General features: G+C 71.7%; 17 protein-coding genes and 1 tRNA gene. 4 read left to right on the top strand and 14 right to left on the bottom strand.

All coding sequences use genetic code 11. The annotated features are described in order from the left end of the window. Positions 1-13: 13 nt before the first annotated feature. The 3 genes from Csp2054_RS18665 to Csp2054_RS03195 all read right to left on the bottom strand — a co-directional run bounded on the left by Csp2054_RS18665 (position 14) and on the right by Csp2054_RS03195 (position 2482). A complete protein-coding gene (locus Csp2054_RS18665; RefSeq protein WP_317951513.1) occupies positions 14-304 on the bottom strand; it encodes a DUF4244 domain-containing protein in 291 nt (96 codons plus the stop codon). A gap of 106 nt (positions 305-410) precedes the next feature. After that, the gene (locus Csp2054_RS03200) at positions 411-1418 is read right to left on the bottom strand and encodes a type II secretion system F family protein (protein WP_141399099.1); all 1008 of its coding nucleotides are present in this window, start codon (positions 1416-1418) and stop codon (positions 411-413) included. Then, a complete protein-coding gene (locus Csp2054_RS03195) occupies positions 1415-2482 on the bottom strand; it encodes a CpaF family protein (protein ID WP_096897847.1) in 1068 nt (355 codons plus the stop codon). Before Csp2054_RS03195 ends, Csp2054_RS03200 begins: the two co-directional genes overlap by 4 nt. A gap of 545 nt (positions 2483-3027) precedes the next feature. Here Csp2054_RS03195 and acs point away from each other — a divergent pair. Continuing rightward, complete coding sequence (acs, locus tag Csp2054_RS03190; protein ID WP_096897846.1) at positions 3028-4998, top strand: acetate--CoA ligase; 1971 nt, start codon at positions 3028-3030, stop codon at positions 4996-4998. Between the two features lie 78 nt (positions 4999-5076). Here acs and Csp2054_RS03185 read toward each other — a convergent pair whose 3' ends face one another. Together Csp2054_RS03185 and Csp2054_RS17970 are read right to left on the bottom strand one after the other, a co-directional pair. Further along, positions 5077-5538 (bottom strand): RidA family protein, encoded by a 462-nt coding sequence (locus Csp2054_RS03185; RefSeq protein ID WP_096897845.1) that lies wholly within the window; start codon positions 5536-5538, stop codon positions 5077-5079. Continuing rightward, positions 5535-5693 carry a hypothetical protein gene (locus Csp2054_RS17970; RefSeq protein WP_022907077.1) on the bottom strand — a complete coding sequence of 53 codons (159 nt, stop codon included), beginning with the start codon at positions 5691-5693 and terminating at the stop codon, positions 5535-5537. The genes Csp2054_RS03185 and Csp2054_RS17970 overlap by 4 nt, the downstream gene beginning before the upstream one ends. A gap of 50 nt (positions 5694-5743) precedes the next feature. On the opposite strand from Csp2054_RS17970, the gene Csp2054_RS03180 reads away from it, so the two are divergent. From Csp2054_RS03180 to Csp2054_RS03170, 3 genes are all read left to right on the top strand, one after another. Beyond that, on the top strand, positions 5744-8305 hold the full coding sequence (locus tag Csp2054_RS03180; protein WP_096897844.1) for a transglycosylase domain-containing protein: 2562 nt from the start codon (positions 5744-5746) through the stop codon (positions 8303-8305). Then, a complete protein-coding gene (locus Csp2054_RS03175) occupies positions 8302-9261 on the top strand; it encodes a metallophosphoesterase (RefSeq protein WP_096897843.1) in 960 nt (319 codons plus the stop codon). Before Csp2054_RS03180 ends, Csp2054_RS03175 begins: the two co-directional genes overlap by 4 nt. 102 nt (positions 9262-9363) lie before the next feature. Continuing rightward, a tRNA-Pro gene (locus Csp2054_RS03170) sits at positions 9364-9437 on the top strand. Positions 9438-9911: 474 nt separating this feature from the next. Here Csp2054_RS03170 and Csp2054_RS03165 read toward each other — a convergent pair. From Csp2054_RS03165 to Csp2054_RS03125, 9 genes are all read right to left on the bottom strand, one after another. After that, positions 9912-10952 (bottom strand): LLM class flavin-dependent oxidoreductase, encoded by a 1041-nt coding sequence (locus Csp2054_RS03165; RefSeq protein WP_096897842.1) that lies wholly within the window; start codon positions 10950-10952, stop codon positions 9912-9914. Positions 10953-11003: 51 nt separating this feature from the next. Further along, positions 11004-11630, bottom strand: a complete 627-nt coding sequence (locus Csp2054_RS03160; protein ID WP_096897841.1) for a thymidine kinase — start codon at positions 11628-11630, stop codon at positions 11004-11006. Beyond that, the gene (locus Csp2054_RS03155) at positions 11630-12331 is read right to left on the bottom strand and encodes a response regulator (RefSeq protein ID WP_255252593.1); all 702 of its coding nucleotides are present in this window, start codon (positions 12329-12331) and stop codon (positions 11630-11632) included. Before Csp2054_RS03155 ends, Csp2054_RS03160 begins: the two co-directional genes overlap by 1 nt. After that, complete coding sequence (locus Csp2054_RS03150) at positions 12318-13529, bottom strand: hypothetical protein (RefSeq protein ID WP_096897839.1); 1212 nt, start codon at positions 13527-13529, stop codon at positions 12318-12320. The genes Csp2054_RS03155 and Csp2054_RS03150 overlap by 14 nt, the downstream gene beginning before the upstream one ends. Further along, positions 13526-14767, bottom strand: a complete 1242-nt coding sequence (locus Csp2054_RS03145) for a sensor histidine kinase (RefSeq protein ID WP_096897838.1) — start codon at positions 14765-14767, stop codon at positions 13526-13528. The genes Csp2054_RS03150 and Csp2054_RS03145 overlap by 4 nt, the downstream gene beginning before the upstream one ends. Positions 14768-14895: 128 nt before the next feature. Continuing rightward, a complete protein-coding gene (locus tag Csp2054_RS03140; RefSeq protein ID WP_096897837.1) occupies positions 14896-15978 on the bottom strand; it encodes an Rv2578c family radical SAM protein in 1083 nt (360 codons plus the stop codon). 41 nt (positions 15979-16019) lie between these two features. Beyond that, positions 16020-17507 carry a malate:quinone oxidoreductase gene (locus tag Csp2054_RS03135; RefSeq protein ID WP_096897836.1) on the bottom strand — a complete coding sequence of 496 codons (1488 nt, stop codon included), beginning with the start codon at positions 17505-17507 and terminating at the stop codon, positions 16020-16022. Between the two features lie 117 nt (positions 17508-17624). Next, positions 17625-18677 (bottom strand): aspartate-semialdehyde dehydrogenase, encoded by a 1053-nt coding sequence (locus tag Csp2054_RS03130; RefSeq protein WP_096897835.1) that lies wholly within the window; start codon positions 18675-18677, stop codon positions 17625-17627. Between the two features lie 116 nt (positions 18678-18793). Further along, the gene (locus tag Csp2054_RS03125) at positions 18794-20059 is read right to left on the bottom strand and encodes an aspartate kinase (RefSeq protein ID WP_096897834.1); all 1266 of its coding nucleotides are present in this window, start codon (positions 20057-20059) and stop codon (positions 18794-18796) included. Between the last annotated feature and the right edge of the window lie 97 nt (positions 20060-20156).

The raw sequence follows: 20156 nt of genomic DNA, 5'->3' as shown, positions 1-20156 counted from the left end.
CGCCGACCCGCGGTCAGAGCGAGAGCGCACCGCGGACGAGTCCGGTCAGGATCGACTGGACCTCGCCCGAGCGCATCACGGCCACGAGGACCCCGGCGAAGGCGACGGCAGCGAGGATGACGACCGCGTACTCGGCGGTCGCGGATCCCCGGTCGTCCCTGACCCTGCCGGCGGGGGTCCGGCCGGCGAGGGTCCTGCCGGCCCCCGCTCCGTCCGGTCCGACGTCGTGCGCTCCGCCCGCGGTACGCGCGGAGCGGTCGTGGTCGTGCTGGTCGTGCTGGTCGTGCTGGTGCTGTCGGTCCATGTCGGTTCCTCCTTCTCCTGCCGGCCCGGTGACCGGGTCGGTGTCGGGTCCAGCCTCCCGGGCGTCGGGACGTCTCCGGGCGTCCCGACGGGGACCTGTGGAGAGGTCACCGGCCGGGCACGGCCGTGGAGGACAGGACACCGATCACGACCGGGACGACGCCGACCAGGACGAACGCGGGCAGCACGCAGACCCCGAGGGGCAGCACGAGCCGGACCGCGAGTCCCTCCGCGGCGGCGAGTCCGGCGGCGGCCGCGTCGTCGCGGACGTCCTCAGCGGCGGCGCGGAGCAACTCGGCCGCGGGCACCCCGGCCCGTCCGGCGAGCGCCAGTGTCTCGGCGACCCGCCTCCGTTCTTCCGCGTGCCGCCCTCGTGGTTCCTCGTCGGCCACCCGGGCGAACGCCTCGTCGACCGCCTCCCCCGCGCCGGACCAGGGCCCGCCGCCGGAGACCGCGACCGCCCAGGCGTCGAGGAGGACGCCCGGTACCCGCCCGTCCGGCGTCGCGCGGCGCACGAGCCGGGCCGTCCACGACCGCCCGACGGCCACCAGCAGTCCGGCGAGCGCCACGCAGGTCCAGCCGGCTGCCGTCGTGAGGAGCACCTCGACCGCACCCGCACCCCAGGTCGACGCGAGGACGAGCCCGAGCACCGGCAGGGCGAGGACGGTCCGGGCGCTGGTGCGGGGTCCGGCGAGCGCCACCCGGACGGCGCGGTCCGATGCCGCCGACCGCCGGAGCGCACGGGCGAGCGCGCGGAGTGCACCGGCGGACGGCGCTCCGGTCCGGGTGGCGACCCGGAGCACGGCCTCGACGTCGAGCCAGGCAGGGGCGTCGTCCGTCGGGAGACCGCCGACGAGCTCCCATGCGCGCGGTGGCGGCACGCCGGCGGACACGAGCGTGGCGACGCGGTCGAGCCGACGCGCGGCAGCCGCGGCGTCGAACCGGCGTGCTGCGAGGGAGGACCGACGCGCAGCAGCGCCGGAGCGAACCGCGACACCGCCGCACCGACCGGCAGCAGCACCAGACCGACGCCCAACAGCGCCGGACCGACCCGCAACACCGCACCGACCCGCAGCAGCGGGGCACCGGCGCCTCCCCGCCGGTCCGACGCTCACCGCAGCCGCTCCGTGGGACGCACCTCGAGCCTCCCGTCCGGCCCGGTGACCGGTCGTCCGACCGCGACGACCCTGCGCGCCCCACCGGACCGCTCGACGTGGAGCACCAGGTCGACCGCGCTCACCGCCTGCCGTGCCAGCGCCTCGGGCGTGAGCCCGGCGAGCGCGCCGAGCGCCTCGAGCCGCGCCGGCACGTCGGCCAGGCTCCTGGCGTGCACCGTCCCCGCGCCGCCGTCGTGCCCGGTCCCGAGCGCCGACAGGAGTTCCCGGACCTCGGCCCCGCGGCACTCCCCGACGACGAGCCGGTCCGGCCGCATCCGGAGGGCCTCGCGCACGAGCCGTCCGAGGTCGATCTCGCCCGCGCCCTCCGCGTTCGCCTGTCGTGCCTCGAGCGCGACCACGTGCGGGTGCTCGATCCGCAGCTCGGCGACGTCCTCGACCGTCACGATCCGTTCGTCGGGCGGGACCGCGGCGAGGGCCGCCGCGAGGAGGGTCGTCTTGCCGCTCCCGGTCGCGCCGGACACGAGCAGGTTCCGGCGCTCGGCGACCGCCCGTTCCACGGTCCGTCGCGGGACCACCGAGAACGTCCCGCTACGCTCGAGCCGGTCGAGCGTCGGGTGCCAGGGGCGCGGCAGGCGGATGGACAGCGCCGTGCCGCCCACCGCGACGGGGGCGAGGACCACGTGCACCCGGACGCCGTCCCCGTGCCGGACGTCGGCCATCGGACTGGTCTCGTCGACGTGTCGTCCGCCGCGGGCCACGAGCGCGGTCCCGAGTTCGCGGGCGCGCCGCTCGGACAGGACGGGGCTCACCGGTTCGAGCCCGGTACCGCGGTCGACCCACGTGCCCCGGCCGCCGACGACGAGCAGGTCCGTGACGGAGGCGTCGTCGACGAGCACGGCGAGCTCCTCGAACACGGCGGCGTCGAGGCCACGGCGTGTCGCGGGCGGCCGGACCCCGGGCAGGAACGGGGGTGCGGACGGCCGCGGTGTCCGGACCGACCCGGACGACCGAGGCGGACCGGGAGCGGGTGCGGCAGGGGTGACCGCTGCGTGTCGGTGCATGGTCGGCGACGGTACGAGGACGAATCGGCGAGCACCTCCGGACACCGTCTGCTGTGCAGAACGGTCAGAAGTCCCCACCAACGGACAAATTTGTCCCCCGAACCGCAACGCCGTACCCCACGCACCGTCGTGTCCACCGGACGCGGAGCGGGAGCCGCCGGTGCGGAGTTCCGCGGGAGAGCACGACCACGTGTCCGCGCGTTGGACAACACATGTCGATTCCACGACATGGACCGGTCTGTCCACTCTTCCGCGCAGTGCTGCGGATCGACGGCCGCTCCGGACGCGAAGCGAGGAGCGGCGCACGACCGACTCCGGAAAACAGAAGAGGCGGCACCAGTTGGGGGGAACGGGTGCCGCCTGGACATCGGCGGATTGGGGGGAATCACGGCCGATGCCACCGGAAACGAGTCCGGCGATGAACACTGTACCCCACGAACACCCCTCCGGAGCAACTCCCGACACGCGATCGCGCGAGAACGGGACAGGGGTAGTCTCCGGGTGCGGCCCGCGCCCGGCCAGCAGCACGATGCGAAAGGACACCGATGTCCCCGACCTCCCCCGACACGACCTCGCCCGACACCGAGCCCCGTGAGGACGGTCCGACCTTCCCGCCGTCGCCCGAGTTCGTCGCCGACGCCGTCGCGAACGCGGGCCTGCACGACGCCGCAGCGGCCGACCGCGAGGCGTTCTGGGCAGACCAGGCCCGCAGCCTGCTCGACTGGCGGACGCCGTTCACGCAGACGCTCGACTGGTCCGACGCACCCTTCGCGCGGTGGTTCGCCGACGGGGAGCTCAACGTCGCCGAGAACTGCCTCGACCGCCACGTCCGGGCGGGGAACGGAGAACGGGTCGCGATCCACTTCGAGGGCGCCCGCGGCGACACGCGCCGGATCACGTACGCCGAGCTCACCGCCGACGTGCAGCGAGCGGCGAACATGCTCACCGACCTCGGCGTCGGACCGGGCGACCGGGTGGTCGTCTACCTCCCGCTCATCCCCGAGGCCGTCGTCACGATGCTGGCCGTCGCCCGCATCGGCGCGGTCCACTCCGTCGTGTTCGGCGGGTTCAGCGCCGAGAGCCTGCGCGCGCGCATCGAGGACGCCGGCGCGAAGCTCGTCGTCACCGCGGACGGCGGCTGGCGGCGTGGCACGGTGTCCCCGCTCAAGCCGGCGGTCGACGAGGCCCTGACCGGCGAGGGCACGGACACCGTCGAGCACGTGCTCGTCGTCCGCCGCGGCGAGAACGACGTGGAGTGGAACGACGACCGCGACCGCTGGTGGCACGACGAGTTCACCAAGGCAGCCCCGGAGCACGAGGCGCAGGCGTTCCCCGCCGAGACGCCGCTGTTCATCCTGTACACGTCGGGCACGACCGGGAAGCCGAAGGGCATCGTCCACACCTCCGGCGGGTACCTCACGCAGGCCGCGTACACACACCGGAACGTCTTCGACATGCACCCGGAGAAGGACGTCTACTGGTGCACGGCGGACATCGGCTGGATCACCGGGCACTCCTACGTCGTCTACGGCCCGCTCGCGAACGGCGTCACGCAGGTGCTCTACGAGGGGACCCCGGACGAGCCGCAGCCCGGCCGCTGGTGGGACATCGTCGACTCCTACGGCGTGACCGTCCTCTACACGGCGCCGACGGCCGTCCGGGCGGCCATGAAGGCCGGCCGGCAGATCCCCGAGGCGCGCAGTCTCGAGACCCTGCGCCTGCTCGGCAGCGTCGGCGAACCGATCAACCCCGAGGCGTGGCAGTGGTACCGCCAGGTCATCGGGCACGACCGCACGCCGATCGTCGACACGTGGTGGCAGACCGAGACCGGCGCGATCATGATCTCGGCGCTCCCCGGCGTCACCAAGCTCAAGCCGGGGGCCGCGCAGACGCCACTGCCCGGCATCACGGCCGAGATCGTCGACGACGACGGCCGACGGGTCGACCCCGGCGAGGGCGGCTACCTGACGATCGCCGACCCCTGGCCGTCGATGGCCCGCGGGATCTGGAACGACCCGGACCGCTTCGTCGAGACGTACTGGTCGCGTTTCCCCGGTCGGTACTTCGCCGGGGACGGCGCACGGCTCGACGGGCAGGGCGACATCTGGGTGCAGGGTCGGGTGGACGACGTGATGAACGTCTCCGGTCACCGGCTCTCGACGGCCGAGATCGAGTCGGCGCTGGTCGGACACGAGGGCGTCGCGGAGGCCGCGGTCGTCGGTGCCGCCGACGAGACGACCGGCCAGGCGGTCGTCGCGTTCGTGATCCTCACCGCCGAGGCCGCCGAGGGCGTCGACCGCGAGGCCACCGCGAAGGAGCTCCGTGACTGGGTCGGCAAGCGCATCGGCGCGATCGCGAAGCCCCGTCAGGTCGTGATCGTGCCCGAGCTGCCGAAGACGCGCTCCGGCAAGATCATGCGCCGGCTGCTGCGCGACGCGGCCGAGGGCCGCCGCATCGGCGACACGACCACGCTGGCCGACCCGACGATCATGGCGACCATCGCGGATCTCATGTAGTCCCGCACACGTGAGCAGGGCCTCCCGTCCGCTCGGACTGGAGGCCCTGCTCACGTGTGACAGGCGGCTGACGGTCCGTCAGTCGGTCAGCTCCACCACCAGCTCGACCTCGACGGGCGCGTCCAGCGGCAGGACGGCGACACCCACCGCGCTCCGCGCGTGGACGCCGACGTCGCCGAAGACGTCGCCGACGAGCGTGGAGGCGCCGTTCGCGACCGCGGGCTGCCCGGTGAAGGACGGGTCGGACGCGACGAAGACCGTCACCTTGACGACCCGGGCGACGCGGTCGAGCGAGCCGGCGACGGACTGGACGGCGGCGAGGGCGTTGAGCGCCGCGGTGCGTGCCTCGCCGGCCGCGGTCTCGGCGTCGACCCCGGCGCCGACCTTGCCGGTCACGGGCAGCGCGCCGTCGACGAACGGCAGCTGCCCGGCCGTGTAGACGTACCGGCCCGTGACGACCGCAGGGACGTAGGCGGCGACCGGGGCCGCGACGGCGGGGATCGTCAGACCGAGCTCCGCGAGGCGGTCCGCGACGCTCACGCGTCTGCCTTCGGGCGCTTGAGGTAGGCGACGAGTCCGCCCTCCGGTCCGGTGACGACCTGGACCAGTTCCCAGCCCTCGTCGCCGAAGTTGTTGAGGATCGCCGTGGTGTTGTGGATGATCAACGGGGTGGTGAGGTATTCCCAGCGAGTCATGCGGTTCCTTGCCAGCCTTTCAGTCGGCGGTGTCGTTTAGGCTGCATCCTATGTCTGCCCAGAAGACGTCTGCCTCGCGGACCAAACCCGTCTCCGCAGTCGGTGCCTTCGTCGGATTCGTCGGCTTCAGCGTGCTCGCCGGCCTCCTCGTGACGATCGGCGTGACCCCGGCCATCGCGGTCGCCGGTGTGACCACGACCTCGACGATCGGCGTCTTCGAGTCCCTGCCGGAGTACATCGAGATCGGTGACCTCCCGCAGCGCAACGAGCTGTACGCGTACCAGGGCGGCAAGAGCGTGCACTTCGCGACGGTCTACGACCAGAACCGCGAGGAACTCAAGTTCGACCAGATCAGCGACAACCTCAAGAACGCCGCGATCGACGGCGAGGACAAGCGCTTCTACGAGCACGGCGGCGTCGACATGACCTCGCTCGTCCGCGCCGGCGTCGGCAGCCTGGCCGGCGGGCTCGGCGAGTCCGGCGGCGGTTCGACGCTGACGATGCAGCTCGTCCGCAACATCAAGATGCAGCAGGCCCTCGAGCTCCCCACCGAGCAGGAGCGGCTCAAGGCGTACAACGCGGCGACCGAGACCTCCATCCCGCGCAAGCTCGAGGAGATGAAGCTCGCGATCGGCCTGGCGAAGAAGTACTCCAAGAAGGAGATCCTCACCGGGTACCTCAACATCGCCTACTTCGGCGACCAGACGTACGGCGTGCAGGCCGCGGCGCAGCACTACTTCAACAAGAGCGCGACCGACCTCACCCCGGCCGAGGCGGCGTCGATCCTCGCGATCGTGCAGTCCCCGAACACCCGCAACCTGGCGTCGCCGAAGAACTACGACGCCAACGTGGCCCGACGCAACGTCATCCTCAAGTCGATGCTCGCGCAGAAGCACATCTCGCAGGCCGACTACGACAAGGCCGTCGCGTCGAAGCCCGCCGACTACGTGCGCCTGACCGAACCGACCCAGGGCTGCAAGGCCTCGGTCGGCGACGGTTCGCAGTTCTTCTGCGACTACGCCGTGCAGGTCGTCAAGGAGATGTCGCAGCTCGGCTCCACGCAGAAGGAGCGCGACACCGCCTGGCGCAACGGCGGCTACACGATCCAGACGACGCTCGACATCGACGCGAACGCCGCGCAGAAGCAGGTGCTCAACACCTACGACAACAAGGCGGAGACGGCCCTGAAGCTCGGTGCCGCGCTCGACTCGGTCGAGGTGGGCACCGGCCGGATCCTGACCATGGCGCAGAACAAGGACTACAGCCAGGCGCTGCAGTCGCCGCCGACGTCGACGGGCCTCAACTACAGCGTCGACAAGAAGTACGGGGGCGGCATCGGGTTCCAGGTGGGGTCGACGTACAAGGTCTTCACCCTCCTCGACTGGCTCAAGGCCGGTCACGGGCTCAACGAGACCGTCAACGGCACGCCGCACAACACGTCGACGTGGCAGCACTGCGGCGAGCCCATGTACTCGAACTGGGCACCGAAGAACGACTCGCCGGGCGAGCGCGGGAACTACACCGTCGCCCGGGCGACCGCGCTCTCGGTCAACGCCGCCTTCGCGTCGATGGCCGCCCAGCTCGACCTGTGCGACATCAAGTCCACCGCGGAGAGCCTCGGCGTGCACTCCGGTGACGACAAGACCGAGCTCAACTCGTACCCGTCGTCGATCCTCGGCACGAACAACATCGCGCCGCTGACCATGGCCGCCGCGTACGCGGGCATCGCCAACAACGGCACGTTCTGCGAGCCGATCGCGATCGACCAGGTCACGAACGCCGCGGGCAAGAAGCTCGGTGGTCAGCCGAAGCAGTGCAAGCAGGTCCTCGACCCCTCGGTGGCGCAGACGGCGATCTACGCCATGAAGCAGACGATCTCGAGCGGTACCGCCGTGGGTGCCCAGACCGCTGACGGCACGCAGCTGTTCGGCAAGACGGGCACCACCGACGACGCCGACCAGATCTGGCTCGTCGGGTCGAGCTCCCGCGTCGCCACCGCCTACTGGCAGGGCAACACCGACGGCGGCAAGAACAACCTCCGCCACTACAGCAACGGTGTCAACGGCACCTACGCCGGTGCCCGCGCCGGAGTGTGGCGGCAGGCACAGACGCCGATGAACGCCGCCTACCCGGCCGGTCCGTTCACCGACCCGTCGTCGAGCGCGCTCCGTGGCAACTCGGCGCAGGTGCCCGACGTCTCGGGCAAGAGTGCCGCCGACGCGAAGGCCGCGCTCGCGGCGTCCGGCTTCACCTACGTCGACGGCGGCACGCAGCCGGGTGGCGGTCAGGCCGGCACCGTGTCGTCCACCTCGCCGGCGGCGGGCTCGTACGTCTCCCGTGGCGGCAGCGTCACCGTGTACACGTCCGACGGCAGCCAGGCGACGATCCCGAAGGTGTTCGGCAAGGACATCGGTGCCGCACGCTCGGAGATCGAGGACGCCGGGTTCACGAACATCGCGATCTCGGACCAGTACGAGAAGGGCGGCGGCTCCAAGGAGTGCAAGGTCGCCTCGACCGACCCCGCGATCACGTCGACCGTGAGCAAGGACTCCCCCGTCACGATCAAGCTCTTCGGCACCGAGGACGGCAAGGCGCCGAAGGACTGCAAGTGAGTCGCGGCCGCGCCACGCTCGGGGTCCTCGCAGCGGGCGCGGCCGTCGGCGTCGCGAGCGCTGCGTGGGGCTCCCTCGTCGAGCGGCGCCGGTTCGGGATCCGTTGGGAGACCGTGCCGGTGCTCGCTCCGGGCTCGCGTGACATCACGGTGCTCCACCTGTCGGACATCCACATGGCGCCGTGGCAGGCGGACAAGCAGCAGTGGCTCCGTGACCTCAGCCTGGTCGAACCCGACTTCGTGGTGAACACCGGCGACAACCTCGGTCACGTCACGGCGAACGCGGCGGTCGAGTACGCGCTCGAGCCGTTCCGGGGCGTGCCGGGCGCGTTCGCGTTCGGGTCCAACGACTTCTACGGCCCCACGCCGCGCAACCCGCTCAAGTACTTCGCGGGCCCGAGCGGCCACGGCGGGGGCGGTGCCCGTCCCGTCGAGCTCGACGTGGACCGGCAGACGGCCTTCTTCGAGTCGCTCGGCTGGCTCGACGTGAACGACCAGGCACACGCGATCGAACTCCGTGGGTCGCGGCTCGAGCTCTTCGGGACCTCGGACGCCCACCGCGACTGGGACCGGCTCGACCTCCTGCCGACCAACGTCGACGAGATGCGCAGCGACGTGCCGTGGTCCGAGGACGAGGACGGCCCCGCGCCGGTGTCGATCGGCATCACGCACGCGCCCTACCGCCGGGTCCTCGACGCCTTCGTCACGCAGGGCGCCGACGTCATCTTCGCCGGGCACACCCACGGCGGCCAGGTGCAGGTGCCGGGCGTCGGTGCGCTCGTCACGAACTGCGACCTCCCCCGCCGCTACGTGAGCGGCCTGCACCAGTGGCAGCACCGCAACCACTGGTCGTGGCTCGAGGTGTCGGCGGGTCTGGGGACGTCGATCTACGCTCCCGTCCGGTTCGCCTGCCGGCCCGAGGCGGTCGTCGTCACGCTCACGGCCCGCACCGACTGAGCCGAGGCCGACGACGCGCCCGGGTGGCGCGCAGATGGTCGTGAGCACCCTCGATCATCCGGTAGACTTCTGGGGTTGCTCCGGTTCGGAGTGATCACACCGCGGGGTGTGGCGCAGCTTGGTAGCGCGCCTCGTTCGGGACGAGGAGGTCGCAGGTTCAAATCCTGTCACCCCGACAGCACGGCCCCGGTCCAGACGGACCGGGGCCTTCTGCGTTGCCCGACGCATTGCACGGCGTCGTGTCGTGCTCGCTCGTCGCGTCCTGTCCCGTCGTGTCGCGCTCGCTCGTCAACCGATCCCGCGCCGCCCGCTGCACTTGGTCGCACAACACGCCGTGCGTACCTCGCGTTGGTCGCACGACGTGTCGTCCAGAGCGCACCGAGCCGACACTTCATGCGACCAACCAAGCCGCCACCGAGTACGCCGCCGCCACCGAGCACGCCGCCGCCACCGAGCACGCCGCGGCCACCGGGCTGCACGCCTCCGGCGCACCCGCGTCACCGGACCGAGGTTCCACGACTCGCCGGACGGCTTCCGTCGAGGTTCCACACGAGACCACGAAGCCCGTCGAGACTCCAGAATTCTGGAACCTCGACGGGCATCGACGGGCATCGACCGGCGCGAGCGGACGTCCGGCACACCGGCGCGGGTCAGGCGACCGCGGCCCCCGCGCGCACGAGCCGCCCCTCGCCGTGCAGCCGCGCCACGACGTCGAGCGCCTGGTGCCGGTACTGCGCCTGCGCAGCTCCGGGAGCGACGATCACGCCGTTCGCGCCCGTCGACGCCACGAGCGCGTTGATCTTCGCCGCGACCTCGTCCGCGGTGCCGTACGCCTGCCGAGCGGTGCGGGCCTCGATGAAGCGCCGCTCGAGGTCGGAGAACTCGTACGCCCGCGCCTCGTCCATCGACACCGGCTCGGGCTTCGCCCCCTGTCGCATCCGGATGAACGAGATCATGCCCGGAGCAGACTGCTCGGCGACCACGGCCGGGTCCTCGTCGGTCACGACCTGCACCCCGATGAGGGCGTTCGGCTCCGACCGGAAGCGCGAGGGGCGGAAGGAGTCCCGGTACAGCGCGAGTGCCGCCTCGGTGTTGTCCGACGCGAAGTGGTGCGCGAACGCGAACGACACCCCGAGGGCACCGGCGACCTGGGCGCTGTACCCGGACGACCCGAGCAGCCAGAACTCGGGCACGTCGCCGTAGCCGGGGACCGCCTGGATGCGGGCGAGCGGGTTCGCCGGGTCCATCCCGGTGAAGAAGCCGATCAGGTCGGCGAGCTGCTGCGGGAAGTCGTCGACGTCGAGCCGGTCGGTGCGCCGCAGCGCCATCGCGGTCGCCCCGTCGGTACCCGGCGCACGCCCGATGCCGAGGTCGACCCGGTCGCCGTACAGCGCACGGAGCGTCCCGAACTGCTCGGCGACGACGAGGGGCGCGTGGTTCGGCAGCATCACACCTCCGGAGCCGATCCGGATGGTGCTCGTCGCGGCCCCCACGGCACTCAGGAGCACCGCCGGCGCCGACGAGGTGATCCCGGGCATCCCGTGGTGCTCCGCCACCCAGAAGCGCTCGTAGCCGAGCCGCTCCGCGTGCACCGCCATGTCGATCGACCCCTGCAGTGCGTCGGTGTTCGACTGCCCGTACTCACGGGTGGCGAGGTCGAGGACGGACAGGTGCACGGATGCGTCGCTCATGTGGTCGCCAACGCCGGCCGTCAGGTGGGAACCGGGCGCCGGAGGCGACCGTCAGTCGCCGTCGAGGTGCCCGCCGGACTCCGTCAGGTAGCAGTTGGCGCAGAGCGACTCGTAGGTGACGTCCTCGCCGTCGATCGCGACCTGCGATCCGTCGAACACGAACCGCCCGTCGATGAGCCGCGCGTTGAAGACCGCCTTGCGACCGCAGCGGCAGATGGTCTTGAGCTCCTCGAGCGAGTGCGCGATCTCCAGGAGCCGGGCACTGCCGGGGAAGGCCTCGGTCCGGAAGTCGGTGCGGATGCCGTAGGCGAGCACGGGGATGCCGTCGAGGACCGCGATGCGCAGCAGGTCGTCGACCTGCACCGGCGTGAGGAACTGGGCTTCGTCGACGAGGACGCAGCTGACCGGTCGGACCATGCCGTCGAGTCGTGCGGACTCGGGGTCGACCGCGCCGGCGGCACCCACGGCGGCACGGACGTCGTCCGCGGGCGCGAACACGACGTCGACCGGACGGGTGACCCCGAGCCGGGACACGATCTCGTGGTCGCCCTTGGTGTCGACCGCCGGCTTCGCGAGGAGGACCCGCTGCCCGCGCTCCTCGTAGTTGTAGGCGGCCTGCAGGAGCCCCGTGCTCTTGCCGCTGTTCATCGCGCCGTAGCGGAAGTACAGCTTGGCCACTAGGCGAGGAACCCGTCCTCCGCCGCGCGACGGATCAGGTCGGACTTCTTCGACGCCGGACGACCGACCTTGCTGTACTTCTCCCGCACCCGGCGCAGGTAGGTCTTCGCGGTCTCGTACTGCACGTTCATCTGTGCGGCGACCTCGTTCGTCGAGTAGCCCGACACGTACAACCGGAGCGCTTCTTCCTCGCCGTGGCTGAGCTTCGGCCGCTGGTGGGCCGCGGCGCCGGTCGGCAGCGGCCGCCACTCACGCTGCGGCGGGGTCTCGCGGGCGACGCCCATGACCTCGCGCGCGACGTCCATCACCTCGCGCATCGGCAGCGACTTCGACAGGAACGCGGCGGCGCCGGCGGCGAGCGCACGGTCGCGCGACTCCCGGCTGTCGACGCTCGACAGCACGATGACCTTGGCACCGGCGGCCCGGCACGTCCGCACGCGGGCTTCGATCGACACGGGTTCCTTGAGCTGGAAGTCGAGGAACACGAGGTCGGTCGGGAAGCTGTCGCTGTGCACCATCTCGAGCCACGTGTGTGCGGTGAGTGCCAGGTCGAAGTCGAAGGCGTTCACCGCGATCCAGCTGGACAGGGAGTCGAGCAGGACCTCGTGGTCGTCGAGGATGGCCAGCCGCACCCTGCGGGTCCCCGGGGTCGGGAGGGTGGGTCCGCCCTCCGTGAGCCTGTTCGGGTCAGTGCTGGTCATACGAGAACCTTAGTGCGAGGGACGACGGGCGGACGGAGACCTCGAGGTCGGGGAACGTCACGCGGAGGACGGCGAGGTAGGGGTCGAACGTCCGGTGGATGCCGACGTCGGAGTCGGCCACGACGAGGTCGATCGCGATCACGACCCGGTTCCCCGTCCCCCGGTCGGCCGCGTCGACACCGGCCCGGTCGCCGGTGCCGTCCACGCCCTCGACGTTCCCGCTCCGGGCACGCACCCGGATCCCCGCCGGATCCACCGCCGGGGCGCGGAGTGCGGCCCGGACGAACGTGCGGACGACGGTGCGCTGGTCGGTGTCGAGCGTCGCGAGCAGTCCGTCCGGGTCGTCGATCGTCGCCGCGGACCCGCCCTCGGTGACGACGGCGTACTCGAACCAGGTGCGGTCGGCCGCTGCGACCATGCTGGTGCGGATGCCGTCCGCGATGGACCGGGCGCGGGCACGGTCGGCGTCCGTGATGGCGTCCCGCGTGCGGAGCTCGGCGAAGAACGGCGCCACCTCGTCCGCCAGGATCCGGGACCGGTCCCGCTGCACGCGCTCGGCGATGCCGTCCCGCTCGGCGCGCTCGACCGAGTACGACCCCGCGCGGATCTGCACGCGCTCGGCGAGCCCGGCGAACGTCCACGCGAACACCGCGGACGCCGCCGTGAGCACGAGCGTGGGCGCACTCGCCAGGAACGCGGCGACGACCGGTGGGACCTGGAACGGGAACGTCGCGGCGGCCGCACCCCAGGCCGCGGCGTCGACCGCGGCGAGCACGACCCCGCCGACCACGAGGTCTGGCCACGGCCGGTACGGCGCCACCATGACGATCCCGGTGGCGGTGAGCAGGCTCATGTAGTCGTTGACGGCGTCCCGGTCCGGCCCCCACTGGGCGGCGACGCTCGCGACGACGGCCGCGGCGAGGAGCGCCACGTGGGTGGTGTACGCCCACCGCGGGAACGGCGCGCGGAACGGGCTGGACGCCGTGAACACCACCGCCGCCGACGCGGCGACGAGGAGGACGCTGAGGGCGCTGAGACCGGGGCTCCCGGCCACGTCGCGGTTGAACACCGAGACCACGAGCGCCCACACGGTCCCGGCGGCACCGATCACGATCGCCAGGGGCCGCGACCGCATCGCGCCGAGCGGGTCGTACTGCTGGGCGGTGCGTCGCTGCGGGCCGCTCGTCGGGGCCGTCACCGGAGCCGTCCCTCGTCCGTCACGACGGGGTCGCTCCGGTCCGGCATGCGGTCCGTCGGGTGCTCGCGGGAGGCCGCGGCCGTCGGCACGGTCATCATCACGCTCGTCCCGGAACCCGGCGACGACCAGATCTGCACACTGCCGCCGACGCGCTCGATCCGCTGCCGGACCGATGCCCGGAGCCCCATGCGGTCGGCACCCGTCTCGGCCTCGTCGAAGCCGCGCCCGTCGTCGACCACCATCACCGTGCACGACGCGCCGTCGTCGAAGACGCTCACCTCGGCGGCGTCCACCCCCGCGTGCTTGCGGACGTTCGCCAGGCACTGCCCGACGGCACGCACCAGGGCGTCGAGGGTGCGTTCGTCGAGTCCGGCGAGCGAGGACGGCTCCCCCGTGGACGCGATCCGGAGCCCCTGGGCGCGCTCGTCGGCGAGCATCCGCTCGAACGAGGCCGCCGCTGCGCCGGGCGAGCGCGACTCCTGCGGTTCGAGCCAGCCCTGGCCGGTCAGCGTCGCGATGTCCGCGTCGACGGTCCGGGCGAGCTGCGCGTCCATCGGGCCGTCCGGGGCCAGGGCGATGGCGCCGAGGTGGTTGAGGACGGTGTCGTGCAGGATCGCGGCGGCCTCGGCCTCGACCCCGGCGCGGTACGCCGAGACGTGCTCCTCGCGCGCCGCCCGGAGCAGCTCGGGCTGGACCCGCTCCGACCGGACGGACGACCGGCTCGTGAAGAGCACGAGCGCCACCACGAAGGCGAGCGTGACCCAGGCGAGGAGGAAGGCGTGTGCCGTCCCGTCCGTCTGCACCAGGGCGACGAGGGCTGCGGAGCGGCCGACGACGAAACCGGCGACCGACCAGGCGATGACCCGGCTCGGCACCGCCCCCGCACCGCCGACGAGGATCAGGGGGATCACGACGAGTGACAGCAGGTACGACGCGACCCAGCCCACGGGGACCTCGCGCTGCACGATCGTGGCGAACCACCACGTGCACACGGCCCCGACCACCAGGAAGGCGACCGCGGACCGCCACGTCCCGAACTGCACGTGCACCGCGATCATCACCAGCATCGGCAGCAGCGCCAGGACGGCCCCCGCGACCCGCACGTCGGGATCGGCGAACCGGTACAGCAGGAGCGCGATGGCCGTGACCGCGATCGACCCGATCGCCGCCGCGTGGAAGGCGCGCACGGTCGACCAGGCATTCACGCGGGGCGCGAGGTGCGTGGGGATGCCGAGCACGAGCGGTTCGTCCTTCCGGGGAGCGGTGACGGTAACGACCCTGTACCCCGAAACGGAACGGGAACAGCGACTCGCACGATGATACCGGGCCACTCTGCGTTCGAGTGTCCCCCGAACGCGCTGATCGGTCAGAACAACGTCGGAGCCGTCCGCGCCACGGTACGCCGCTCCGTGAAGTCCGGTGCCGCGCGCTTGAGCGGCCGGACACGCGACGTGTCGACACTGTGCCCCATGGATCCGGTCGCCGGGTCGACCACGCCGAGACCGACCCCGTGCGCCCGCAGGATCGGCCGGATCCGCTCCCCCAACCAGCGCCGGTAGTCGCGTGGCGCGTACGTGTTGTCGAGGTACATCGAGCGGTACCGCTCGACCAGGTCCGGGCGGGCACGCCCGAGCCACGTGAACCACCACGGCTTCACGCCGGGCCGCAGGTGCAGCGCGGAGTACGTGATGCTCGTCGCTCCGGCAGCGACCGCACGGCCGACCGCCTCGTCGAGGTGCGCCTTCGTGTCGGTGATGTACGGCAGCACGGGCATCAGGAACACCGCGCAGTCGAGGCCGGCGTCACGGACCGCCCGGACGGTCGCGAGCCGCGCAGCCGTGGTCGGCGTGCCGGACTCGACCGCCTGCTGCAGGTCGTCGTCGTAGACCGCGATCGACATGGCGAGGTCGACGGGGACGCGTTCGGCGGCCGCGGCGAGCAGCGGCAGGTCGCGGCGCAGCAGCGTGCCCTTCGTCAGGATGCTGAACGGCGTGCCGGAGTCCGCCAACGCCTCGATCACGCCGGGCATCAGCCGGTAGCGCCCCTCGGCCCGCTGGTACGGGTCGGTGTTCGTGCCGAGGGCGACCGGGTGCCCCTCCCAGCTCGGCCGCGCGAGTTCCCGTCGCAGGACGTCGGCGACGTTGGTCTTCACGACGATCTGCTGGTCGAAGTCGGCGCCCCCGTCGAACTCGAGGTAGGTGTGGGTCGGCCGTGCGAAGCAGTAGACGCATGCGTGGCTGCAGCCCCGGTACGGGTTGATCGTCCAGCCGTAGGCTCCGTCGCCGTCCACACTCGGGACCCGGTTGAGCGCGCTCTTGGCCAGGACCTCGTGGAAGGTCACGCCCGCGAACTCGGGCGTCGTGACGCTCCGCACGAGCCCACTGTTCGACTCCAGCCCCGGCAGGGCGTCGTCCTGCGTCGCGTCGATCGCCTGCCCACTCCACCGCATGCAGCCATTCGAACACATGTTCGAACGGCTGGCAAGCCGGGTCAGTGGTGCAGGCCGAGGACCTTCGCCGTGTGCTCGAGCGTCCGGTCCGCGAGCGCCGGGTCGTCACCGAGGTCGGTGCCGTACGTCGGGACCATCTCGCGGACCGTCGGCTCCCACTGGGCCCACCGCTCGGGGAAGCACCGCTGCAGCATCGCGAGCATGATCGGGACCGCCGTGGACGCGCCGGGGCTCGCGCCGAGCAGGCCCGCGATCGACCCGTCGGCGGACGTGATGACCTCGGTGCCGAACTGCAGCACCCCGCCCTTGTCCTTGTCCGGCTTGATCACCTGGACGCGCTGTCCGGCGGTGATCCGGTGCCAGTTCCCGGGCTCAGCGGTCGGCATGAAGTCGCGCAGGGCGTCGAACTTGGTGGACTTCGACGCGAGCAGCTGCCCGACCAGGTAGCGGACGAGGTCGAAGTTCGAGAACGCGACCGCCAGCATCGGGCGGAGGTTGTGCGGCCGGATGCTCATGACGAGGTCGAGCACCGAGCCCTGCTTGAGGAACTTCGGGCTGAACCCCGCGTATGGCCCGAACATGAGGGACGCCTTGCCGTCCACGATCCGGGTGTCGAGGTGCGGCACCGACATCGGCGGAGCGCCCACGCTCGCCTTGCCGTAGACCTTCGCGGCGTGCTTCTGCACGACCTCAGGGTCGTCCGTGCGGAGGAACTCGCCCGACACCGGGAAGCCCCCGTACCCGCGGATCTCCGGGATGCCGGACTTCTGCAGCAGGTGCAGTGCCCCGCCGCCGGCGCCGACGAACACGAACTTCGCGGCGATCCGCGACTTCGAGCGGCCGATCTCGTTGCGGACGTCGAGCACCCATCCCTCGCTGATCTTCGAGCGGGAGATGCGGCTGACCTGGTGCGACGCCTCGAACTCGACGCCGTCGATCTCGAGCCCGTCGAGGAGCTGGCGGGTGAGGGAGCCGAAGTCGACGTCCGAGCCGGCCGCGGAGTACGTGGCGGCGATCGGCTGGTCCTTCCTGCGCCCCGGGATGAGCGCCGGCGCCCACTTACGGATCTGGGCGGGGTCGTCCGAGTACTCGATGCCGGCGAACAGCGGGTGGTCCTTGAGCGCCTCGTACCGCTTCCGCATGTACTCGACGTTGTCGGCACCCCAGACGAACGAGATGTGCGGCGTCGGGTTGATGAAGTTCGACGGCTCGGGCAGCGCTCCGGTCTCGACCAGGTGCGCCCAGAACTGCCGCGAGACCTGGAACTGCTCGTTCACGGTGACGGCCTTGCTGATGTCGACCCGGCCGTCCGCCAGCTCCGGCGTGTAGTTCAGTTCGCACAGCGCACTGTGCCCGGTCCCGGCGTTGTTCCAGGGGTTCGACGACTCCTGTGCCGCGTTGCCGAGGCGCTCGTACACGCGGATGCGCCAGGTCGGCTCGAGGCGGTGGATGATGGCGCCGAGGGTGGCGCTCATGATCCCTCCCCCGACCAGGACGACGTCGATCGGTTCCACCTGCTTCACTGCCACGCGACGATCCTAGCGCCGGGTGGTGTGAGCACGGTGACCGCGCAGCGGACGGGAGGCCCGTGGCGGCGCCGCCACGGGCCTCCCGTCCGCATGTCCGGCTGGGCCGGCAGACCGCCGCTACGCGGCGACGGAGCGACGCGCGAGGATCGCCTCGGCGATCTGCACCGCGTTCAGCGCGGCGCCCTTGCGCAGGTTGTCGTTGCTGACGAAGAGCGCCAGGCCGCGTCCCTCGGGGGCGGACTGGTCGGCGCGGATGCGGCCGACGAACGTCGGGTCCTGTCCGGCGGCCTGCAGCGGCGTCGGGACGTCGGAGAGCTCCACGCCGGGCGCACCGGCGAGCACCTCGGTCGCGCGCTCGGGCGACAACGGACGCTCGAACTCGGCGTGCACGGCGATGGAGTGGCCGGTGAACACGGGGACGCGGACGCAGGTGCCGGCGACGAGCAGGTCGGGGAGCTCGAGGATCTTCCGGCTCTCGTTGCGGAGCTTCTTCTCCTCGTCGGTCTCGCCGAGGCCGTCCTCGACGATGCTCCCGGCGAGCGGCACGACGTCGAACGCGATCGGTCGGACGTACTTGACGGGCTCGGGGAACGACACCGCCGAACCGTCGTGCGTGAGAGCCGCGGTGTCCTGCTCGATCGCTGCCCGGGCTTGGCCGAGCAGCTCCTCGACCCCGGCGAGGCCGGAACCGGACACGGCCTGGTAGGTCGTCGCGACGAGACGCCGCAGGCCGGCCTCGGCATCGAGGACCTTCAGGACCGGCATGATCGCCATGGTCGTGCAGTTCGGGTTCGCGATGATCCCCTTGCGGGCCTCGTCGATCGCGTGCGGGTTGACCTCGCTCACGACGAGCGGCACGTCCGGGTCCATGCGCCAGGCACTGGAGTTGTCGACGACCACGGCCCCGGCGGCGGCGAACTTCGGTGCGAGCGCGCGGGAGGCCGTCGCACCGGCGGAGAAGAGCGCGATGTCGATGCCGGACGGGTCGGCGGTCTCGGAGTCCTCGACGACGATCTCCTCGCCGCGGAACGGGAGGGTGGTGCCGGCGGACCGGGCGCTGGCGAAGAACCGGACGCGCTCGGCGGGGAACGCGCGCTCCTCGAGGAGCCGGCGCATCACGGCGCCGACCTGGCCGGTGGCGCCGACGACGGCGACGGTGGGGTTGCTCATGTGCTGCTCCCGCTGGTTCTGGGTCGGGCTGGTTCCGGGTCGGGCTGGTGGCCGGTCGGGCTGGCCGCCGGTCGGGCTGGTCGCCGGTCGGGCTGGTCGCCGGTCGGGCTGGTCGCTCAGCGACCGGTGCCGGCGTAGACGACGGCCTCGGTCTCGCCGTCGAGGCCGAACGCCTCGTGCACGACCCGCACGGCCTCGTTCAGGGTGTCGGCGCGCGTGACGACGGAGATGCGGATCTCCGACGTGGAGATCATCTCGATGTTGATCGACGCCTCGTGCAGCGCACGGAACAGCTGCGCCGAGACACCGGCGTTGGTGCGCATGCCAGCGCCGACGAGCGCGAGCTTGCCGATCTGGTCGTCGTACTGGATGCTCTCGTAGCCGATGTCGGCCTTCGCGACCTCGAGGGCGGTGAGGACGCCCTGTCCCTGGTCCTTCGGGAGCGTGAACGAGATGTCGGTCCGACCGGTCACCGCCTCGGACACGTTCTGCACGATCATGTCGATGTTCGCGCCGGCACGGGCGACGATCGTGAAGATCTCCGCGGCCTTGCCCGGGGTGTCGGGCACGCCGACCACGGTGATCTTGCCCTCGGAGAGGTCTCCGGCGATGCCGGTGATGATCGGTTCTTCCACGGTTTCCCCCTCTGCAGGGTTGTAGACGATGGTGCCCTCGGCGTTCGAGAACGACGAGCGGACGTGCAGGGTGACGCCGTGCCGACGGGCGTACTCGACGGCACGGATGTAGAGGACCTTGGCGCCGGAGGCCGCGAGCTCGAGCATCTCCTCGCTGGTGATGCGGTCGACCTTCCGGGCCCGTGGGACGACGCGGGGGTCGGCGGTGAAGATGCCGTCGACGTCGGTGTAGATCTCGCAGACGTCTGCGTCGAGCGCGGCGGCGAGGGCGACGGCGGTGGTGTCCGAGCCGCCGCGGCCGAGCGTCGTGATCTCGCCGGTCGTGCGGTTGAACCCCTGGAAGCCGGCCACGATCGCGACGTGCCCGGCGTCGAGCGCCTCCCGCACGCGCTTCGGGGTGACGTCCACGATCCGGGCCTTGCCGTGCTGGGCGTCCGTGAGCATGCCGGCCTGGCTGCCCGTGTACGACGATGCCTCGACGCCCAGGCTCTTGATCGCCATGGCCAACAGAGCCATCGAGATCCGCTCCCCCGCGGTCAGGAGCATGTCGAGCTCACGACCGGCCGGGATCGGCGTGACGGAGTGGGCGAGGTCGACGAGCTCGTCGGTGGTGTCGCCCATCGCCGACACGGCCACGACGACGTCGTTGCCGGCCTTCTTCGTCTGGACGATCCGCTTCGCCACGCGCTTGATGCTCTCGGCGTCCGCGACGGACGATCCACCGAACTTCTGCACGATCAAGGCCACGGGCGGTTACTCCTGGAGACGGGTGGGACCGCGCAGGTGACGCGGTCTGACAATCGTAGACGGTGTTTCGGGGATGTTGCGTCAGAGGCGGGCCGCA

It is taken from the genome of Curtobacterium sp. 'Ferrero' (genome assembly GCF_002412165.1).
Classification (GTDB): Bacteria; Actinomycetota; Actinomycetes; order Actinomycetales; family Microbacteriaceae; genus Curtobacterium.
This window is presented reverse-complemented; position numbering and strand designations above follow the sequence as displayed.

Coding starts and splice junctions, on each gene's coding strand:
- acs (WP_096897846.1), top strand. CDS start 3,028: ATGTCCCCGACCTCCCCCGACACGACCTCGCCCGACACCGAGCCCCGT.
- Csp2054_RS03165 (WP_096897842.1), bottom strand. CDS start 10,952: ATGAGCGACGCATCCGTGCACCTGTCCGTCCTCGACCTCGCCACCCGT.
- Csp2054_RS18665 (WP_317951513.1), bottom strand. CDS start 304: ATGGACCGACAGCACCAGCACGACCAGCACGACCAGCACGACCACGAC.
- Csp2054_RS17970 (WP_022907077.1), bottom strand. CDS start 5,693: ATGACTCGCTGGGAATACCTCACCACCCCGTTGATCATCCACAACACC.
- Csp2054_RS03155 (WP_255252593.1), bottom strand. CDS start 12,331: ATGACCAGCACTGACCCGAACAGGCTCACGGAGGGCGGACCCACCCTC.
- Csp2054_RS03140 (WP_096897837.1), bottom strand. CDS start 15,978: ATGCGGTGGAGTGGGCAGGCGATCGACGCGACGCAGGACGACGCCCTG.
- Csp2054_RS03130 (WP_096897835.1), bottom strand. CDS start 18,677: ATGAGCAACCCCACCGTCGCCGTCGTCGGCGCCACCGGCCAGGTCGGC.
- Csp2054_RS03180 (WP_096897844.1), top strand. CDS start 5,744: ATGTCTGCCCAGAAGACGTCTGCCTCGCGGACCAAACCCGTCTCCGCA.
- Csp2054_RS03195 (WP_096897847.1), bottom strand. CDS start 2,482: ATGCACCGACACGCAGCGGTCACCCCTGCCGCACCCGCTCCCGGTCCG.